This window comes from Luteolibacter sp. Y139 (assembly GCF_038066715.1).
Lineage (GTDB): Bacteria > Verrucomicrobiota > Verrucomicrobiia > Verrucomicrobiales > Akkermansiaceae > Haloferula > Haloferula soli.
In genome coordinates, this window is the sequence record NZ_JBBUKT010000008.1 from 237173 (window position 1) to 254718 (window position 17546).

13 protein-coding genes are annotated in these 17546 nt (G+C 63.4%); 9 read left to right on the forward strand and 4 right to left on the reverse strand.

Features of this window, described 5'->3' with window-relative positions; all coding sequences use genetic code 11:
* Positions 1-31: 31 nt before the first annotated feature.
* Entirely contained in the window at positions 32-931 is a 900-nt protein-coding gene (locus tag WKV53_RS19705) for a helix-turn-helix domain-containing protein (RefSeq protein WP_341406508.1), read from the reverse strand.
* Positions 932-1005: 74 nt separating this feature from the next.
* Between WKV53_RS19705 and WKV53_RS19710 the strand changes: the two genes are divergently transcribed.
* From WKV53_RS19710 to rimO, 5 genes are all read left to right on the forward strand, one after another.
* Complete coding sequence (locus WKV53_RS19710; RefSeq protein WP_341406509.1) at positions 1006-1773, forward strand: 3-keto-disaccharide hydrolase; 768 nt, start codon at positions 1006-1008, stop codon at positions 1771-1773.
* 124 nt (positions 1774-1897) lie between these two features.
* Entirely contained in the window at positions 1898-6064 is a 4167-nt protein-coding gene (locus WKV53_RS19715) for a cadherin domain-containing protein (RefSeq protein ID WP_341406510.1), read from the forward strand.
* 51 nt (positions 6065-6115) lie between these two features.
* Positions 6116-6877 (forward strand): spermidine synthase, encoded by a 762-nt coding sequence (locus WKV53_RS19720; RefSeq protein ID WP_341406511.1) that lies wholly within the window; start codon positions 6116-6118, stop codon positions 6875-6877.
* 33 nt (positions 6878-6910) lie between these two features.
* Positions 6911-7576 (forward strand): hypothetical protein, encoded by a 666-nt coding sequence (locus WKV53_RS19725; protein WP_341406512.1) that lies wholly within the window; start codon positions 6911-6913, stop codon positions 7574-7576.
* Between the two features lie 116 nt (positions 7577-7692).
* A complete protein-coding gene (rimO, locus tag WKV53_RS19730) occupies positions 7693-9090 on the forward strand; it encodes a 30S ribosomal protein S12 methylthiotransferase RimO (protein WP_341406513.1) in 1398 nt (465 codons plus the stop codon).
* Positions 9091-9099: 9 nt separating this feature from the next.
* On the opposite strand, the gene WKV53_RS19735 is transcribed toward rimO, so the two are convergent.
* A complete protein-coding gene (locus WKV53_RS19735) occupies positions 9100-9258 on the reverse strand; it encodes a hypothetical protein (RefSeq protein WP_341406514.1) in 159 nt (52 codons plus the stop codon).
* A gap of 278 nt (positions 9259-9536) precedes the next feature.
* Here WKV53_RS19735 and WKV53_RS19740 point away from each other — a divergent pair, with 278 nt between their 5' ends.
* Positions 9537-12233 carry a beta strand repeat-containing protein gene (locus tag WKV53_RS19740; protein WP_341406515.1) on the forward strand — a complete coding sequence of 899 codons (2697 nt, stop codon included), beginning with the start codon at positions 9537-9539 and terminating at the stop codon, positions 12231-12233.
* A 65-nt stretch (positions 12234-12298) separates the two neighbouring features.
* On the opposite strand, the gene WKV53_RS19745 is transcribed toward WKV53_RS19740, so the two are convergent.
* Complete coding sequence (locus WKV53_RS19745; RefSeq protein WP_341406516.1) at positions 12299-13225, reverse strand: sugar phosphate isomerase/epimerase family protein; 927 nt, start codon at positions 13223-13225, stop codon at positions 12299-12301.
* A gap of 6 nt (positions 13226-13231) precedes the next feature.
* Positions 13232-13723 carry a low molecular weight protein-tyrosine-phosphatase gene (locus WKV53_RS19750; protein WP_341406517.1) on the reverse strand — a complete coding sequence of 164 codons (492 nt, stop codon included), beginning with the start codon at positions 13721-13723 and terminating at the stop codon, positions 13232-13234.
* 20 nt (positions 13724-13743) lie between these two features.
* On the opposite strand from WKV53_RS19750, the gene WKV53_RS19755 reads away from it, so the two are divergent.
* The 3 genes from WKV53_RS19755 to WKV53_RS19765 all read left to right on the forward strand — a co-directional run bounded on the left by WKV53_RS19755 (position 13744) and on the right by WKV53_RS19765 (position 17519).
* A complete protein-coding gene (locus tag WKV53_RS19755) occupies positions 13744-15558 on the forward strand; it encodes an arylsulfatase (protein WP_341406518.1) in 1815 nt (604 codons plus the stop codon).
* Positions 15559-15620: 62 nt separating this feature from the next.
* Complete coding sequence (locus WKV53_RS19760) at positions 15621-17021, forward strand: hypothetical protein (protein WP_341406519.1); 1401 nt, start codon at positions 15621-15623, stop codon at positions 17019-17021.
* A 66-nt stretch (positions 17022-17087) separates the two neighbouring features.
* Positions 17088-17519 carry a hypothetical protein gene (locus tag WKV53_RS19765; protein WP_341406520.1) on the forward strand — a complete coding sequence of 144 codons (432 nt, stop codon included), beginning with the start codon at positions 17088-17090 and terminating at the stop codon, positions 17517-17519.
* Positions 17520-17546: the final 27 nt, after the last annotated feature.

Below are 17546 nucleotides of genomic sequence, written 5' to 3' on the forward strand. Positions count from 1 at the left end.
TCCCCGGCGCGGGCAAATTCTCCGACCGGGACTAAGCTCCCTCTTTCTGGTATTTTTCTCGGATTTCATCCCGGAACTCCGCCGGAGTCCGATCCTCGTAGCGGCGAAAGAAGCGCCCGAAATACGACGGATCCTTGAATCCCAGCTGATAGCCGATCTCCGCCACGCTGAGTTCCGAATAAAGCAGCAACCGCTTCGCATCGAGCAACCGCCGCTGCCGGACATGCTCACCCGCAGGACGCCCGGTCGCCTCGCTCACCACGTCATTAAGGTGATTCGCGCTGACGCCCAGCTCACGAGCGTAAGGAGTGAGCGCCTGCCAGTCCCTGTAGTTCCGCTCCACCAGCAGTTGGAAGTCGCGCACCAGACTGGCCGCCCGCTGTGGCGCAGTGGCTTGCTCGTGATCCCTCCAGCGGCTGGCCTTCACCAAAAGGATGCGCAAGAACGCTCGAATGATCTCCGCCGCTCCGGGTCGTGCTTGGTTGAACTCCTCCTGAATCTCATCAAACAGCGCAGCGGTCGCCTCCCGCGCTCTGGCCGGCACACTCATCCACGGCGGAAAGTCGGCCGTGTAGTAGAACGGCAGCTCCAGCAGGAACTGCGTCGAACCCGCGGCCCCCGCATCGAAAAACTCACGCGTGAAGGACAGGATCGTCCCATCGGTCTCCTTGCCCGATTGCACCGCATGAATCTGTCCCGGGCTCAGGAAAAACAGCGTGTCACCCCGGACCTTCGTCTCGCGGAAGTCGTGCATCAGCCGTGCCGGACCCCGGATCAACGACATCTGGAAAAAGTCGTGATAGTGCGGGGTGAGCAGGGTGGGGTTCCACGCTCGCGATTCCTGATAGGGAACGGCCACGAAGCCCTCTCCCCGCAGCAGGGACTGCCGGTAGTCGCCCAGTGCGACGGCGGGAATGGCTTCGCGCTTCATCGGAGGAAGGCTGCTAGTCTTCTGCCTCTCTTCTTCCTTGGAAAGAGTCTTTCTCCCGCGAGAGTAACCGTCTTGTGAAACTTTCCACTCTCGCCGCTTTCTCACTCCTTTCCGCCTCGTCCCTTCACGCCGGAGTCGGTGTCGGAGCCAAGCCCGTCGAAGGAGCCGAAGTTGTCTTCGACGGATCGCGCGAGATGCTCGATGCGAAGTGGACCTACTGGCAGGGCCCGCGTTTCGCTTCCTCACTCCCGATCAAGTGGAAGATCGTCGATGACCCGGTCGACAAGGGCACGGTCGTCATGAGCGATGACCCCGCGGCGGCAGGTGGCCTGTATGGTACTGCCGACATCGTGACCAAGGAGGCCTACAAGGACTTCCGCCTCCACATTGAATTCAACATCGCCAAGCCAGGCGGCAATAGCGGCGTCTATCTCCAGAACCGCTACGAGATCCAGGTCCTCGACGGCGACAAGACCAAGCACGGCATGGCCGCGGTCATCAACGAGACCGAGTCGCCCTACGAGCAATACCTCGGCGCCGGCAAGTGGAACGCCTACGACATCACCTTCCGCGCCGCCCGCTTCAAGGACGGCAAGCTCACCGAGAAGGCCATGGTCACGATGTATTTCAACGGCAAGAAGGTGCACGTGAACCAGACCATCAATCAGGTCTGGGGCGGCGCGAATTCCGGCGTGGACGGCGGGAATGACGGCGGCAAGGGCATCACCGATACGCCGCAGGGCCTCAAGCTCCAGGCGGAAGGCCACGACGTGCGTTTCCGCAACATCTGGATCAAAAAGCTCGATCTCGAAAAGCCCGACTCCGACTTCGCAGCCGACTAACAGCAGCGGTGCCCCAAGCCGCTGGAGGCCAGTCGCCCCCACGGACGGGTGGCTATGCAATTTTATGCATCAAGTTTCTCAGATTTTGATTGTTGTCATACAGGATGCTGCGTAACTGGGATCGGTGAACCCAAAAAACCCCTCTGTTCTCCGGTGCCTTGCTGCGTCGCTATTACTCGCACTGGCGAATTCAGCCCATGGCGCGTGGTCGAAGTTCGAGGACTTCGAAAGCGGCTTTACCGCGAATGCGACCATCAATGGCGTGCACGGCTGGGTCGCCGATATCCCCGCCAGCGTCACGGCCGCCGCCGATCCCGCCTCTTCCGGCCGCGGACTGGTGTGCCGTGCCGTGCCCAGTGCCCGGAACGATATCTACAAAACGCTCGGTTCCCTACAGATTCCCAATGGCGCGACCGGCACCGTGTTCTTCGAGGCATTCATCCCGACCGCCGGGGCAGGGGATGAAAACATCAGCATCGGCCTGTCGGACATCGCCGCGCCGAATGACTATGCCACCTATGAGCCGCAATTCCGCTGGTTGAACACGGACATCTCTCCGCGCAATGGGGCAAACTTCACCGACACCGGATACAACCACAAGACCGGCGAATGGATGCAGGTCTGGATGGTGGTAAACAACGCCACGGACACCGTGGACATGCATGTCCAGTCACCGGTCGGCTCGACGGGCCGTGTGAAAGTCGCCACCGGCTACGGTTTTCGCAACGGCCTTGCCGCAAACGCGCTGGTCAGCTTCATGCTGATCCAGACCGCCGGCCAGGATGTCTACATCGACAATATCTACGTCGCCAATGGCAGCGAGGATCTGACCTTTCCGCCGATTCCAAGCCTCTTGCCGACCGTCGTTGCCGATACGATCCAGACCGGCGTCGGCGGTGCGATCGCCTTCGATCCTCTGGCCAATGACACCGGCAGGATCGATCCCGCCTCGCTGCAGATCGTCACCGGGCCCACCTCCGGCACGGTCGTCATTGAAGGCGGAAAACTTCGCTACCACCACACCGGCGTCACTACCGGCACGGATAGCTTCCGCTACCGGATCAAGAGTCCCGAGGGGACCTACCAGTCCGAGGGAAATGTGACGGTGAATATCAGCAGCAATTTCCGCCTCGCCAATGTCACGGCAAACGTGCCGGCGAATCCGCCCGCTGCCGCCGCCGGAGGCTTGGCGATCATCGATGGCCTGCCGGGTCTCACCTTTCCCGATGCCGTCGCGATGACCTCCGTGCCCGGCACGCCGAAGGCACTGCTCGTGGCTTCGGTCAATGGCTCCGTCTGGTATGTGCCGGACTCCACCGCGGCAGCGCCGGTGAAAATCCAGGTGCTCAATGTCGCATCGCTCTCGAATTTCACCCGCGGTCGCAGCATTTACTCCATCGAGTGCTTCCCGGATTTCGCCACCACCGGACACATCGTGGTGAATTATCAGGGCGACTCCTCGCGGCTGCCTGCACCCGGTGCGGGACAAACGGTGCAGGACGTGATGACCGGCCTCGACAAGAACGGCGCGCCCGATTCCGTCATCGAGTGCGACCTGCGCGTCTCGCGCTTTACGCTGTCGCCAGCACACATCGCATCGGCGGCGGACGGACTTTCCGCGACCGAGAATTCCGCCGCATTGGCCACCGAGTTGCCCTACATCAATCTCGCCGAGCAGAACCTCTTCCACAGCATCAACGACGCGAAATTCGGTCCGGACGGCTATCTCTACGTCACCTTCGGCGATGAAGGCGACCAAGGGGATCCCCACCGCAACGGCCAGCGTCTGACGAAGGACTTCTACAGCTCGATGATCCGCATCGATCTCGATCCGAACTCAACCAACCCGAAGCCGAACCCGCACTACGCCATCGCCGTCGGTGCCTTGAATGGCCTTCACAGCCCCAACACTCCCTACACCAGCACCTCGCAGACGCCGAACTTCCGGGTCCCCATCGACAATCCCTTCATCCACACCAGCCTCGGTGGCACCTGGGCCGGCAGCTTCGATGGCACCGACTTCTCCAGCCAGCTCACGAAGGTCCGCACCGAAATGTGGGCCGTCGGCTTGCGGAATCCCTTCAAGTTCCACCTCGATGCCGAGGATGGCACCGGTGCGACCGAGGCGTGGATCGGTGACGTGGGCAAGGATTCCCGCGAGGAATTCTCCATCCTGAAGAAAGGCGAGAACGGCGGCTGGTCCTATTACGAAGGGGACATCGTCACTCCCGGGCTGGCATTCGTGCCGCCGCAGCCCTCCGGCACCACGCCGTGGAAGCAGCCGCTTTTCACCTATCCGCACAGCAATGGCAACAACTCGGCTACCGGCGGCATCTTCTATCGCGATACCGCTCTGCCCACGCTGACCAATCGCTACATCTGCGGCGACTACGGCTCCGGCCGCATCTGGAGCATCAGCCGCGACGGCTCCTCCGTCATCGAGCTCGCCGACCTGCGCCTCAGCACCAATCGCATCGTGGACTTCCACGTGGACCCGGTGACGAAGGACATCTTCGTGCTCGAGAATGGCGGCAGCAACCGCGTGATGCGCATCACCGTGCAGCCGCCCGGTCCAGAAGACTATCCGACGAAGCTCTCGGACCTCGGCTTGTTTGCGGACCTTTCCAATCTGACGCCGAATCCCGGTGTGGTCCCGTATTCGCCAAACCTGACCTTCTGGTCGGATGGCGCGGAGAAGAAGCGCTGGTTCGTCATCAAGAACCTCACCGACATCATCGGCTGGTCACAGGATGGAAACTGGACCTTCCCGAGTGGCATGGTCTGGGTGAAGCACTTCGACTTCGACCTCGACCGCAGCCATCCCGGCACCGTCAAGAAGCGGCTGGAAACCCGTGTGCTGGTGCGGAACGCCACCGGAGCCTACGGCGTTTCCTATCGTTGGAACGAGGCGGGCACCGAGGCCACACTGTCTCCTAACACCGGCGAGGATTTCCCCATCAACTACACCGATGCAAATGGAGCGCCCGCCACTCTCGGCTGGCACATCCCATCCCGCGCCGAGTGCCTCAGCTGCCACACCGTCACCGCCGGCCATGCGCTCAGCATGAACACGCGGCAGTTCAATCTCCAGCAGACCATCAACGGCCAGACCGGCAACCTGCTGACGCTGCTCTCTAACAGCGGCTACCTCGCCGGCTTCACGGGAACTCCCGCGAGCCTGCCCCGCTTCTACAAGCCGGATGATACCAATGCCGGCCTCGAGGAACGCGTCCGCTCCTACCTCGCGGTGAATTGCTCCTATTGCCACCAGCCCGGCGGCGGCACACCTGAGTCGTGGGATGCCCGTCCTCATCTCACCTTGGAACAGACCCATCTGCTCTACACCCATCCCGTCAGCGAGGCGACCCCGGACCTGAGCGATCACATCATCCGCCCCGGCGACAAGGCCCACTCGGCGCTCTGGAACAAGATCAACGCCCGCTCCGTGATCAATGGCACCTTCAACGGCTACTCCCAGATGCCGCCTCTCGCCACGAATGTCTTCGACGAGCAGGGCCTCGCACTCATCGGCGAGTGGATCGATCATCATGCCAACGTAGCCCCGTCACCGGCAGCAGGCAGCATCGGCCAGACGAACCTCTCCGAAAACGAATCTGCCGGTCACCTCGTCGGCATGGCCAATGCCGTGGACCCCGATGTGCGCGAGGGCATCCCCGATCAATCGCTGCTGACCTACACCATCACCGCCGGAAATGATCGCGGCCTGTTTTCCCTCGACCCCGCCACCGGCGAGCTGCGCTTGAATGGCATCATCGACTTCGAGCGCCAGTCGCAGCACCAGCTCACCGTGGAAGTGGCCGACCACTTCGCACCGAATCCCGGCGTCCTCCACCGCACGGTCATCGTCGATCTGATCGACGAGACCAGCCCCGACCTCACCGCGGACCTGGATGGAAACGGTCTCTTCGATGCCTGGGAATCGTCCTTCGGCATCAGCAACCCCGCGGGCGACGATGATCACGATGGAACGAACGCGTTCTTCGAACTGCTGTCCGGCGGGGATCCCAGCGTCGCTGAGTCGCCATCGTCCCTCGGTCTCACCCACGTCCTCAATGGAGGTCAGGAACTCGGGTGGAACGTCCGCAATGGTTTCATCCTCGGCCAGGACTATCACGTCCAGCTCTCCGACGATCTCGGCGCGTGGGGCGAGCTGCAGCCGGTGGACTACACCGTCCAGTCCGTCACCCCGGTCAGCCCCGGCGTCTCCCGCGTGGTGATCAAGGTCCCCGCCGCCGGTCCGAAGCAGTTCCTCCGCCTGAGCGGGCCCTGAGACGGAGCTTTTCCTTTCCATCCTGCCGCCCGCCGTGACGAAGTGGGGGAGATGAGTCTCCGCTGCCACGCCGTCGTCGACACCGCCTACCAGCAGGTGCAGATCTGGAAATCGGAGCGCCAGTGCGAATTCCGGGTCGCCGGGGCGATCCACGCGTGGTGGCACGAGCGCCGGTTCCTAACAGGTCTGGCCTGGGACAATATCGCCGCCGCCGCCCTGCTGCGGCCCGCCGGCCCTCCGCGCTCGATCCTGATGCTGGGCCTCGCCGGCGGCACCGCCATGCGAATCCTCCGCCACCTCCTGCCGGATTGCCGGCTGGTCGCGGTGGACATCGATTCCGAAATCGTCGCCCTCGCCGAGCTGAACATGAAACTCGACGACCTCGGCATCGAGATCCACATCGCCGATGCCTACCAGTGGATCGCCGCCTGCAAGGAGAAGTTCGACGTGGTCATCGATGACGTCTACCTCGCCGGCCGCAGTGACGTCTTCCGGCCCGGCAAGTCCGACAATCGCCAGATTTCCTCCCTGAAGCGCCTGCTCACCCCTGGCGGCCTGCTCGCCGCCAATCTGGTCAATGGTCCCGGCCACCGAGCCATGCAGATCCGCACCCGCGCGGCCTTCCGCGCGGGCTTCCCGGTGGTCCGCTCGGTCACCACTCCGGACAGCATGAATGAGACCTTGGTCGCCGGTAAGGACGTCCTCCCGGTCTCCGCCCTGGGGGATTGGCTACGGGTTTTCCCGGATGCGACCGACCGGAAGCTCTGGAAGCGCCTGAAAGTCCGCCGTCTAACCCCCGTGGCGTCGCGTTGACAAGCCGCCGGGCCCCGCGCAACCTCCGCGCCCATGGATACTTTGAAGATTCTGCTCGGCGCCACCGTGGCTTTGTTGCTCGGCGCGTTGGGTGTCTCGCTTTATAACCAAAAGGCTCCGGCCCAATCGGCCGACTCGGTGGAGAAGGCGGAATTGATGCGCCAGATCGAGGAACTCCGCCTTGAGCAGGATCGCCTGCAGATTGAGAAGCAACGGCTCGCGCTCCAACAGGCCGCCGCCCAAGCCCCGCCAGTGGTCGTCCCGGCCCCGTCTTCCACTCCGGCCGCCGATGTCGCCGCCATGCAGGATCAAATCGCCCAGCTCCAGGCCGACAAGGAAAAGGCCGAGCGCGATGCCGCGACCGCTGACCGCGAAGCCGCCTTCGTCGGCGGCAGGGAGATCGAGAATCATGACAAGGAAGCCCGCCGCGCCCGCCTGATCAGCCAGGCGCTGGTCATCGCCCGCGTGAAGGAATGGGTGGAAAGCCCTGATGCCGGCACCTTCGCCACCGTGGACATCGTCATGCCGGAGAATGTCCAGCCCGGCACCATCCTCTGCCTGCGCCGCAAGACCGGGATCCTCGGCCGCCTGAAAATCGGCGACGTGAATATCGAGGGCGCCATCGCCAATCCGGTTTCCGCTTTCACCGAAACCCGTCCGCAGGCCGGCGACGAGCTCATCCTCGACCCGACCTTCTAAGCATCTCGTCGAAAGACGATGACCCAAGGGGCTGCACGTCACGCACGGCAGCCCTTCATCGCCTCTCACCTCTGGTCTCTGGTTCCTTGTTTCTCGCTTCTTCTCCGATTCGTCCCATGTCCACCACCGTCGGTCTCATCTCTCTCGGCTGCGCGAAGAACCTCATCGACTCGGAAGTCATGATGGGTCACCTCGCCGAAGCCGGCATGTCGCTCACCTCCGAGGCGGAGCTGGCGGACGTGCTCATCGTGAATACCTGTTCGTTCATCGACATGGCGAAGCAGGAGTCGATCGATGCCATCTTCGGTGCGGTCAATGCCCGCAAGGAGGACCCCGACCGCGAACGCCAGAAGATCATCGTCGCCGGCTGCCTGTCGCAGCGCTTTGCTAAGGACCTGCCGGGCATCATGCCGGAAGTGGACGCCTTCATCGGCCTCGACCAGATCACCAAGGTTGCGCCGATCATTGAGAACCTCGTCGGCAAGAAACCCGCCCCCGCGCCGAAGGAGGCGAACTCCGCCACCGAGGACCCGCGCGACTACGTCACGCTCAAGCCGCAGTACGTGCCGGACTACGTCACCCCGCGCTTCCGCCTCACGCCGGAGCACTTCGCCTACGTGAAGATCGCCGAGGGCTGCAATCACACCTGCACCTTCTGCATCATCCCGAAGATCCGCGGCATGCACCGCTCGCGCACTCAGGACAGCGTTGTCCGCGAGGTCGAGGCACTCGTGAAGTCCGGCGTGAAGGAAATCAACCTCATCTCCCAGGACACCACCTACTTCGGCATGGACAAGTGGGAGGGCCAGCGCCCGAACCCGAACTCGCCGGTCGACTCGTCCCGCGGCGAATCGCTCGCCACGCTGCTGCGCGAGATCAACAAGATCGAGGGCGAGTTCTGGGTCCGCCTGCTCTACACCCACCCGGCCCACTGGTCGGACGAGCTCATCAAGACCATCGCCGAGTGCGACAAGATCGCGAAGTACGTCGATATCCCGCTCCAGCACATCTCCGACCGCATGCTGACGGCGATGAAGCGCAAGACGAATGGCGACTACATCCGCGACCTGCTCCGCCGCATGCGCGCCGGCATCCCGAATCTCGGCATTCGGACGACGTTCATCGTGGGTTTCCCCGGCGAGACCGAGGAAGACTTCACGGAGCTGCTGGAGTTCATCCGCGAGTTCCGCTTCGAGCGAGCCGGCGTTTTCCAGTACTCGAAGGAGGAGGGGACCCCTGCCTACAAGATGACCGGCCAGCTTCACCACATGACCCGCAAGGGCCGCTGGAGCCGCGCCATGGCCGAACTGCAAAAGGTCGCCTCCGAGGTGAACCAGGCACAGGTCGGCAAGCAGGTCCGCGTCCTCGTCGAGGAAAAGGGCGTCGGTCGCACCGAATGGGATGCTCCCGAGATCGACGGCTCCGTGCACGTCGACGAGAACATCCCGGTCGGCAGCTTCGCCGATGTCACCATCGGTGACTGGCGCGGCTACGATCTCGTGGCCGCACGTTGATACCGCGGATCATCGCAGCTCCCATCCCGGGGATGGGAGCTCTGGTAGGCGGAGGCTCTCTTCCCGCAGCTTGGCATCGCTGCTCTCCAGGGCGAGGTCGCGGGCCTCGTCCGGGCTGTGTTCTCGCAGGGTGGGAATGACTTGCTTGCTGCCGATGTCCAGCCGCACCGCGGATTTTCCGGGTGATCTTACATCATCTTGGCAGATGGGTAAAATTCGTAGACCTCTCATTGCGAAATGCCACGAAAGTCAGTTAGTTAGACCATATCCATGTAATTTCTGCAGCCTTTGTAATGCCGCGGATTTTTTGGTTATTAGGGGATAAATAATTGGATCATGCAGAGCTTAGATTCGGTTAGAATTACACCATTTTGGTGATTTATGGATGAGGCTGAAGATCACCTCCCGGTGTTCTGAGACAACTGCAACCCCATCCCCACTCTGCCATGAATTCCAAAGAGATAAGCCCCGTAAGGAGGCTTGCTTCATACTCCTCCCGCTCTGCTTGCCTGGTATCATTGTTTGCCTGGCAAGTCGCTTCCGGTGCCGATGTTCCCGTTTCCAAGGGATCAAGTTCCGGCACTGGCGCCTCTATTAACCTGTCGATAGCCAGCTTGATCACCACCAACACGGGCAATCTGGGCCAGTCCTCCGGCACTGCTCCCGCGCCCTACTCGGTCTCCAAGTCTGCCGTTCCGCTGAATGTGAACACCGGCGTTCCCCTCGTGCTCGACCTTGTAGGCGCAAACGGCGCGATCAATTCCTCAGCCTCCTCCAACGTCGACGGCAGTCCCGGCTCCAAGACGACCGCTGCCACCGCACAGGTGGTCAATCTTTCGCTGGATGTTGCCCAACTTCTGGGTGGGCAACCGCTGGTCTCCGTGGGGGCTCCCACCGTGACGACGAATGTCTCGGTGGCCGGACAGGGAGGATCCTTCACTTCCAATTCCAGCGTTTCGCTCACCGGATTGACGCTCAAGGTACTCGGCGCATCCATCGATCTCTCGGGAATCAATCTTTCCAATGTTCCGCCGAATACCGGTGTGAACCTCGGCGCGAATGCCGTGGCGGGACTTGCCATCATTCTCAATGAAACCCAGACCACCGGCAACGCCGCTGGCGGCCTCACCACCACCACGAATGCCATCCGCATCAAGCTCAATGCGGTAAACCTCGGATTGATCAATGTTTTGAACGGCGACGTCATCATCGGTCACGCCGACGCGGCCGAAGGCTCCGATCCGGACGGCGATGGCATCTTCTCGGGCACGGACGGTGACAGTGATGGCGATGGAATTCCAGACGCCGTCGAAATCGCCAATGCCGCCGCGGGTGGCGACACCGACGGCGACGGCGTGGCCGATTATCTGGATCTCGATAGCGACAATGACGGCATCAACGATGTCATCGAAGCCGGCGGCAAGGACGCCAACGGCGACGGACGCCAGGATGCCAGCGGCGACGGCAATCCGGACGAGGATGGCGACGGCATCGTCGATTCGGTCGATCCGAATGACTTGATCACCGGCGGCGGTCACGGCGTGGCCCTGACAGTGCCGGATACCGATGGCGACGGTGCCAAGAACTACCTCGACCTCGACTCCGACAATGACGGCATCAGCGACGTGGTCGAATCCGGCGTGGGATTGAACACGGATACCAATGGCGTTTTCCACACGGGAGATACCGATGGTGATGGCATCGACAATGCCGTCGACGGACTTGCCGGTTACGGCGATGCCCCGGGCTCATCGGGTGCACCTCTGGATACCGACAACGACGGCATCCCCAACGCTTACGAAGTCGATAGCGATAACAACGGCACCAAGGATATCGCCGGCACGCCCTACGCGAGCCTTGATGGCAATGGCGACGGCCGCATCGACAATGGCGCCGATACCGACCACGACGGCGTCCCCAACGTGGCCGATGTCCAACCCGGCGTCTTCGGCGGCTTGCCGAACCCAGCCGGCGACAATGACGGCGACGGCATTTCCAACGGAGCCGAAGGTTCCGGCCTGGTGGATACCGATGGTGACGGCGTGGCCGACATTGCGGATGGCGACTCGGACGGCGATGGCATTCCCGATCTCGCGGAAGGCCCCGGCGATCTCGATCGCGACGGTGTTCCAAATGCCCGCGACCTCGATTCCGACAACGATGGCATCAATGATGTGATCGAAGGCGGCGGCAAGGACACCGACGGCAATGGCCTCCAAGATCCCAGCGGCGACGGAAATGCCGATGAAGATCACGATGGCATCGTGGACTCGGTCGATTCGAATGACGCAGTCGCCGGTGGTGGCACCGGAGTCGCGCTGACGCTTCCGGACACCGATGGCGATGGAGCGAAGAACTTCCTCGATCTCGACAGCGACAACGACACCATCTCCGACCTCGTTGAAAGCGGCCTGGGTGCCGTCGATAGCAACAACGATGGCATTGGTGAAGGAGCGGATACGGATCAGGACGGCCTTGTGGCTTCAGTCGACGGACTGCCCGGTGCCCGCGGTGATGCGAACGGCTCTACGCCGATCGATACCGATGGCGATGGCATCCCGAACTACATCGACCCGAACAGCGATAACACCGGCTCGCCGGACATCGTCGGTGCGGGCAATGGTGCTCTTGACGCCAACCATGATGGCAAGGTCGACAACGCCACCGATTCGGACGGCGACGGCATTCCGGATGTTGCTGATAACGACGACATCAATTCCGGCGGACTGGGCTTCAACCTGAAGACCTACGCGCAATGGGTGAACGAGCAATTCAGCTCACCAGCCAATACCAACCCGGCGATTTCGGGTCAGGAAGCGGATCCCGATGGCGATGGTTTCACCAACGCGGAGGAATTCGCCTTCGGAACCGATCCTGAGGACAACCGGAGCTTCCCGAAGGTCATGACCTCAGGCATCCCCGGTGCGATGGGCGGCGTCCAAGCTACCGTGACCAAGGATCCTACCGCCTATGCCTTCGTCACCGTCGAGGGTTCCCGCGACCTGGTGATCTGGCTGACCGGCCCCGGAGCGATCTCGGTCGGCACCGATCAGCCGGCGCTCTTCAGCGCCCAGATCAACAATGCCTTGCCGGGCGGTGAGAAAATGCGCGGCTTCATCCGCTTCCGCGTCATCATTCCCTGATAGAAACAGGACAGCACATCCCGCCGGTCTCCTTGCGAGGCCGGCGGGCTTTTCGTTTCCACGCCTCAGCTCCGCTCCGGGAACTTGTGCTTCCACACCGTCAGCGCGTCGCGGATGTCCTCCGTCTTCTGCGTCGGACTGAGTTCCCACACGATCGGGCAGCCTTGCGGGAAAAACGGCAGCAGCTCCTGATACTCCAGCGTGCCCATGAAGGGCGTGCGGTGATCGCGCGCCGGCCATTGGACATCGTGCAAGTGCCCGCCGATCAGGTGAGGGGAGATGCGCCGCAGCCACTCGACGTGGTCTAACAGCCCGAGGTTGTGCTTCAGCTGCACGTGGCCGAAGTCGTGCCAATAGCCGACCCACCGGTTGTCCGCGAAGTGCTCCTGCAGGCGCACCATCTCGCGCTCCGTCGGCATGTCCTCGAAGCGCGAGCGTGATTCCACGGCCAGCTTCACGCCATACTCCGCGGCCTTCTCCGCGATCTGCCCGAGTGCCTCGATCGCGCGCTGGTAGTAAAGCGGCGCGATCTTCTCCCGCTTCTTCACGAAGGCGATCTTCTCGGCCGCGTAGTCAGCGCCATTGCGGCCCTGCTCGGACACCATCGCGGTCAGCCGCTTGGTCCACTTCTTCGAGTCCATGGGCACCGAGCCCATGTGGAGCACCAGGTACTGCGCCTTGAATTCGGCCGCGATCTCCAGCGTCTTCAGAGTCATCTCCATCGCCCGCTGGCGGTCAAAGGGCCGGTGCGAGGTGAATTCATACGCGTCCGGCGCGTCGATCATCACCTCGACGGGCGAGGGGAAGTAGTTGTGCACCCCTAAGCACGTGAACTTGCCCGCCGCATACGCCTTCCGAATCCCCGGCAGCTTCGCGATGGTCATGCCATGCGATAGCTCGATGTTCGTGAACCCGAGTTCCACGATCTCATCGATCATCGCCTCGCCATCGTGATGGCGGGAGTTGTTCCAGCAGGTGGAGAAGGAAAGCATGGCGGTCTAGCCGATCTGGCGCTTCAGCGTATCGAGCAAACCCTGGCAGGCATCTTCCACCAGATCGGCGACATCTTCGAACCCGCGCTGGCCGCCATAATACGGATCAGGCACGTGGTTCGCTTCCTTCTCGACGCAGTATTCGACCAGCAGCCGGATCTTTTCGCGATGCGTTCCCGTCCGGTCGAGGCGGCGGAGGTCCGCCAGGTTGTCCTCGTCCGCGGCGAGCAGGAGGTCGAAATCGCGCAAGTCCTCCGCTGTCACCTGCCGCGAACGGCCCTCGATCGTATAGCCGCGGCGGCGCAGCGTGTCGGCCATCCTCGGGTCCGGGCCCTTCCCGGCGTGGTAGCCGATCGTCCCGGCGGAATCGATCTCGATCGCGTCGTTCAGCCCGGCGTCGGCGACCTGATGGCGGAACACGATTTCAGCGGCGGGCGAGCGGCAGATGTTCCCCATGCACACAAAGAGAACACGGATGGGCTTGCGGTCGGCGGGCATGGTGGCGAAAAGCTCCCGGCATGCTCCGCATTCCCGCGCTCGCGGCAATCGCAAAGGTCCTGCTCGCTGTCGCCTTCGCGGCCGGGCCGAACGTCATCGTCGTCATTACCGATGACCAGGGCTACGGCGACCTGTCTGCCCATGGCAGCACCCAGGTGAAAACCCCGGCGCTGGACAAGTTCCGCGCCGAGTCCACCTCGCTCGACCGCTTCTACGCCAGCCCCACCTGCGCGCCGACCCGCGCTGCCCTGATGACCGGCCTGCACGAGTTCCGCTGCGGCGTCAGTCACACCCTCATGGGCCGCAGCCTGTTGCGGCCGGGGATTCCGACCCTGCCGGAAATGTTCCACGCCGCGGGCTACCGCACCGGCATCATCGGCAAGTGGCACCTCGGCGATGCCTACCCGTGCCGGCCGGAGGACCGCGGCTTCGACGATGTCTTCGTCCTCGGCGGCGGCGGCATCGGCCAGACACCTGACTATTGGGGAAACAGCTACTTCGACCCCATGATCCGGCGTCGCTCCGGATGGGAAAAGACCAGCGGCTACTGCACGCAGGTCTTTTTCAATGAGGCGATCCACTGGATGAATGAGCGCGTCGCCGCCAAGCAGCCCTTCTACCTGCACCTCGCCACCAACGCCCCGCACGCCCCATACATCCCGCCGCAGAAGGACTCGAAGCTCACCGGCGCCGATGCCTTCCACGCGATGATCGACGACATCGACGCCAACTTCGCCCGGCTGATGGAAGCGCTGGAAAAGAGCGGCGCTGCGAAGGACACCATCGTCGTCTTCATGACCGACAACGGCTCCGCCATCGCCGCGTCCAATGCCGGCATGAAGGGGAAAAAGGGCAGCCCGGACGAAGGCGGCGTGCGCGTGCCATGCTTCATCCGTTGGCCGGAAAAGATCGCCGCCGGAAAGGTCGTCAAGGACGTGACCGCCCACCTCGACCTGCTGCCCACCCTGACCAGCCTCTGCGGCGTCACCCGCCCGGCGGATTGGCAGGGCGACGGCGTCGATCTGGCTCCCGCGCTGAAAGGGGAGACTGAATTCAAAAAGAACCGCATGCTCTTCACCCAGGTCGGCCGCTGGCCCGGCGATGCGCCTGCCGGGCGCTTCCGCGGTCAGGATTTCTCCGTCCGCGATGACCGCTCGCTCCTCGTCGGCCTGGAACTCTATGACCTCTTCGCCGACCCCGGCCAAAAGACGAACCTCTTCGCCGAGCGCCAGGTCGATGCCCAGCGCCTGCTGACCGCCTACGGCCGCTGGTGGAATGAGGTGCTGCCCGTCGTCCGCGAGCCCGTCCGCTACGTCGTCGGGGCGGAGGAGGCTCCGGTCGCCCACCTGACTGCGCATGACTGGTGGCCATCGAAGGAGGCGGACCAGGTCCGCGGCGCCGAATCCGTCGTCGATCAGGAACAGATCCGCACCTTCCTGCAAAACGCCCAGGTCGCCGCCACCCGGAATCCGCTCCCGGCCACCTCCGGCCACTGGAAGCTCCAAGTCGCCCGCGAGGGGAACTACGAGATCACCTTCGGCCTCGTCCCCCCCGAAGCCTCGGCCGAAGACCGCCGCGCCCTCGGCCGCCTCCGCCCCGGCACCGCCCACCTCCGCGCCGGTCAGGAGGAAACCAAAATGGCCGTCCAGGACGGCGCGACCTCGCTCAAGGTCCCCATGGACCTCGACTCCGGCCCGCTCGACTTCGAAGTTTGGTTCGATGGCCAGCTCCTCAACGACCGCATTCTCGGCGCATTCTTCGTTTCCATCGAGCGCAAGGGCGACCGCAAGGTCCCGAAGCTCGACCTGAAACCACGCCCCGCCCCGGCAAAGTGAAAGATTGGTCGCAACTTTCGCGGGGAGAACGGGTTTGAGACGACCGGAGATCGATACGTATCATGAAAAACACCGCCACCATCGGAATTGCGGCCCTCCTCGCCGGAGCTGCCGGGGGATATTTTGCCGGGAAAGCCGGCTCGCCGGACGCCACGGCCACCACCGCGGCGGAGTCTGCCATGCGCGACACCAAGACCAGCCTGCGTCCGGGTGCTGCTTCCGCAGGGGAGTCGAAAAAGGGAGTCCGCAGCGTGAAGGAAGCCCTGAGCGAGCCCGGCCAGATGGCCCGCATGCAGTCCCTCATGGATCTCTATGCCGGCATGAATGCCGACCAGCTCCAGGAAGCCGCCGGCAAGCTCGAAGAGCTCCCGATGGCCCAGCGGATCATGGCCTCCATGCTCCTCTTCAGCCGTTGGGGTGAAGTTGACCCGCAGGGTGCGCTTGCCCACGCCGCCACCCTTGGCCCCGGCGGATTCTTCGCCCGCCCGACCATTCTCCAGAGCTGGGCCAGCTCCGACCCGGCAAATGCCGCCAAGTATTTCAGCGAGCACCCCGGCGACTTCGCCAATATGGGCTTCGGTGGTCCCGGCGGCGGCGGCGAAGGCGGTGCCGGCACCATTGCCGCGGAATGGGCCAAGCTTGACCCGACGGCGGCCATCGCCTGGGCCAATAGCCTGAACGGCAACAACCAGACCAATGCCCTGCGCTCGATCATCACCGAGCTGGCAGGCACCGATCCGACCAAGGCCGCGCAGATCGTCACCACGCTTCCTGCCGATGAGCAGGGCCGTGCCTATGGCGACATCGCGGAAAAGATCGCCTCGAAGGATTTCGCCGCTGCTGAAACCTTCATCGCAGGCCTGCCGGCCGACGTCCGCGACCGCGCTCTCTCGAACGCCCTCAATGCGCTCGCCCGCACCGACCCGCAAGCCGCCGCAGCCAAGCTCTCGGGCATGGCCGAAGGGAACGACCGCGACCGTGCCATCTCCGGCATCGCCGACGGCTGGGCCCGTCAGGATCCCGCCGCTGCCGCTGCCTGGCTGAGTCAGCAGACCTCGGACAATATGGACAATGCCGTGCGCTCGGTGGTCTCCTCGTGGGCCGGCCGTGACAGCGCCGCGGCGCTCTCCTGGATCCAATCGCAACCGCAGGGTGACCTCCGCGACGAGGCGGTCGGCACCTACATCTGGACCAGCCGCAACTCCGATCCGCAGAGCACCATGCAGCTCGCGGAAAGCATTACCGACGAGAACACTCGCAACCGCTCCGTCTTCATGGCCACCCGCCGTTGGATGCAGCAGGACCGCGATGCAGCCACTGCTTACATCCAGCAATCCACGACCCTCAGCGACGACGCCAAGCAGAACCTCCTCGACGCGGGGAATAATGGCGGACGCGGTGGCTGGGGTGGTGGCGGCCCTGGCGGTGGCGGCGGTAACCGTGGTCGCCGCGGCGGGAACTAATCTCCCCCTGATTTGACAAGCCCGTCCCCGGCGCAAATCGTCGGGGACGGGTTTTTTCGTTCATTCATGTGGGCTCCGGAGGACACCTATGCCATCGCGCGCATCGATCTGCCCCGTGCTGGCACGCACGGCTGGCAGGTCCGTCTGCAACGCCGCGGCGTGAAATACGGGAAGTTCTTCGCCGACCGGCAGCAGGGCGGACCCCGCGAAGCCTACGACGCCGCCCGCAGGTGGCGGGATGAGCTGATGACCCGCTTCGCCGCGGAGGAAACTCAGGCCCGCATCTGCCGCCCATCCGCCAGGAATCAATCCGGCGTCGTCGGCGTCTCCAAGATCCGCATCATCGCTGCCAACGGCACCGAGTACTGGTTCTGGCAAGCCGCCTGGTGCCCCGCTCCTGGCGAGCGGCGCAGCATCAAATTCTCCATCAAACGCCACGGCGACCGCGCCGCCTTCCGCCTCGCCGTCGAAGCCCGCCGCGACGGCACCAGCCCGTAGCATCACACTGGGAGCGCGGGATTCATC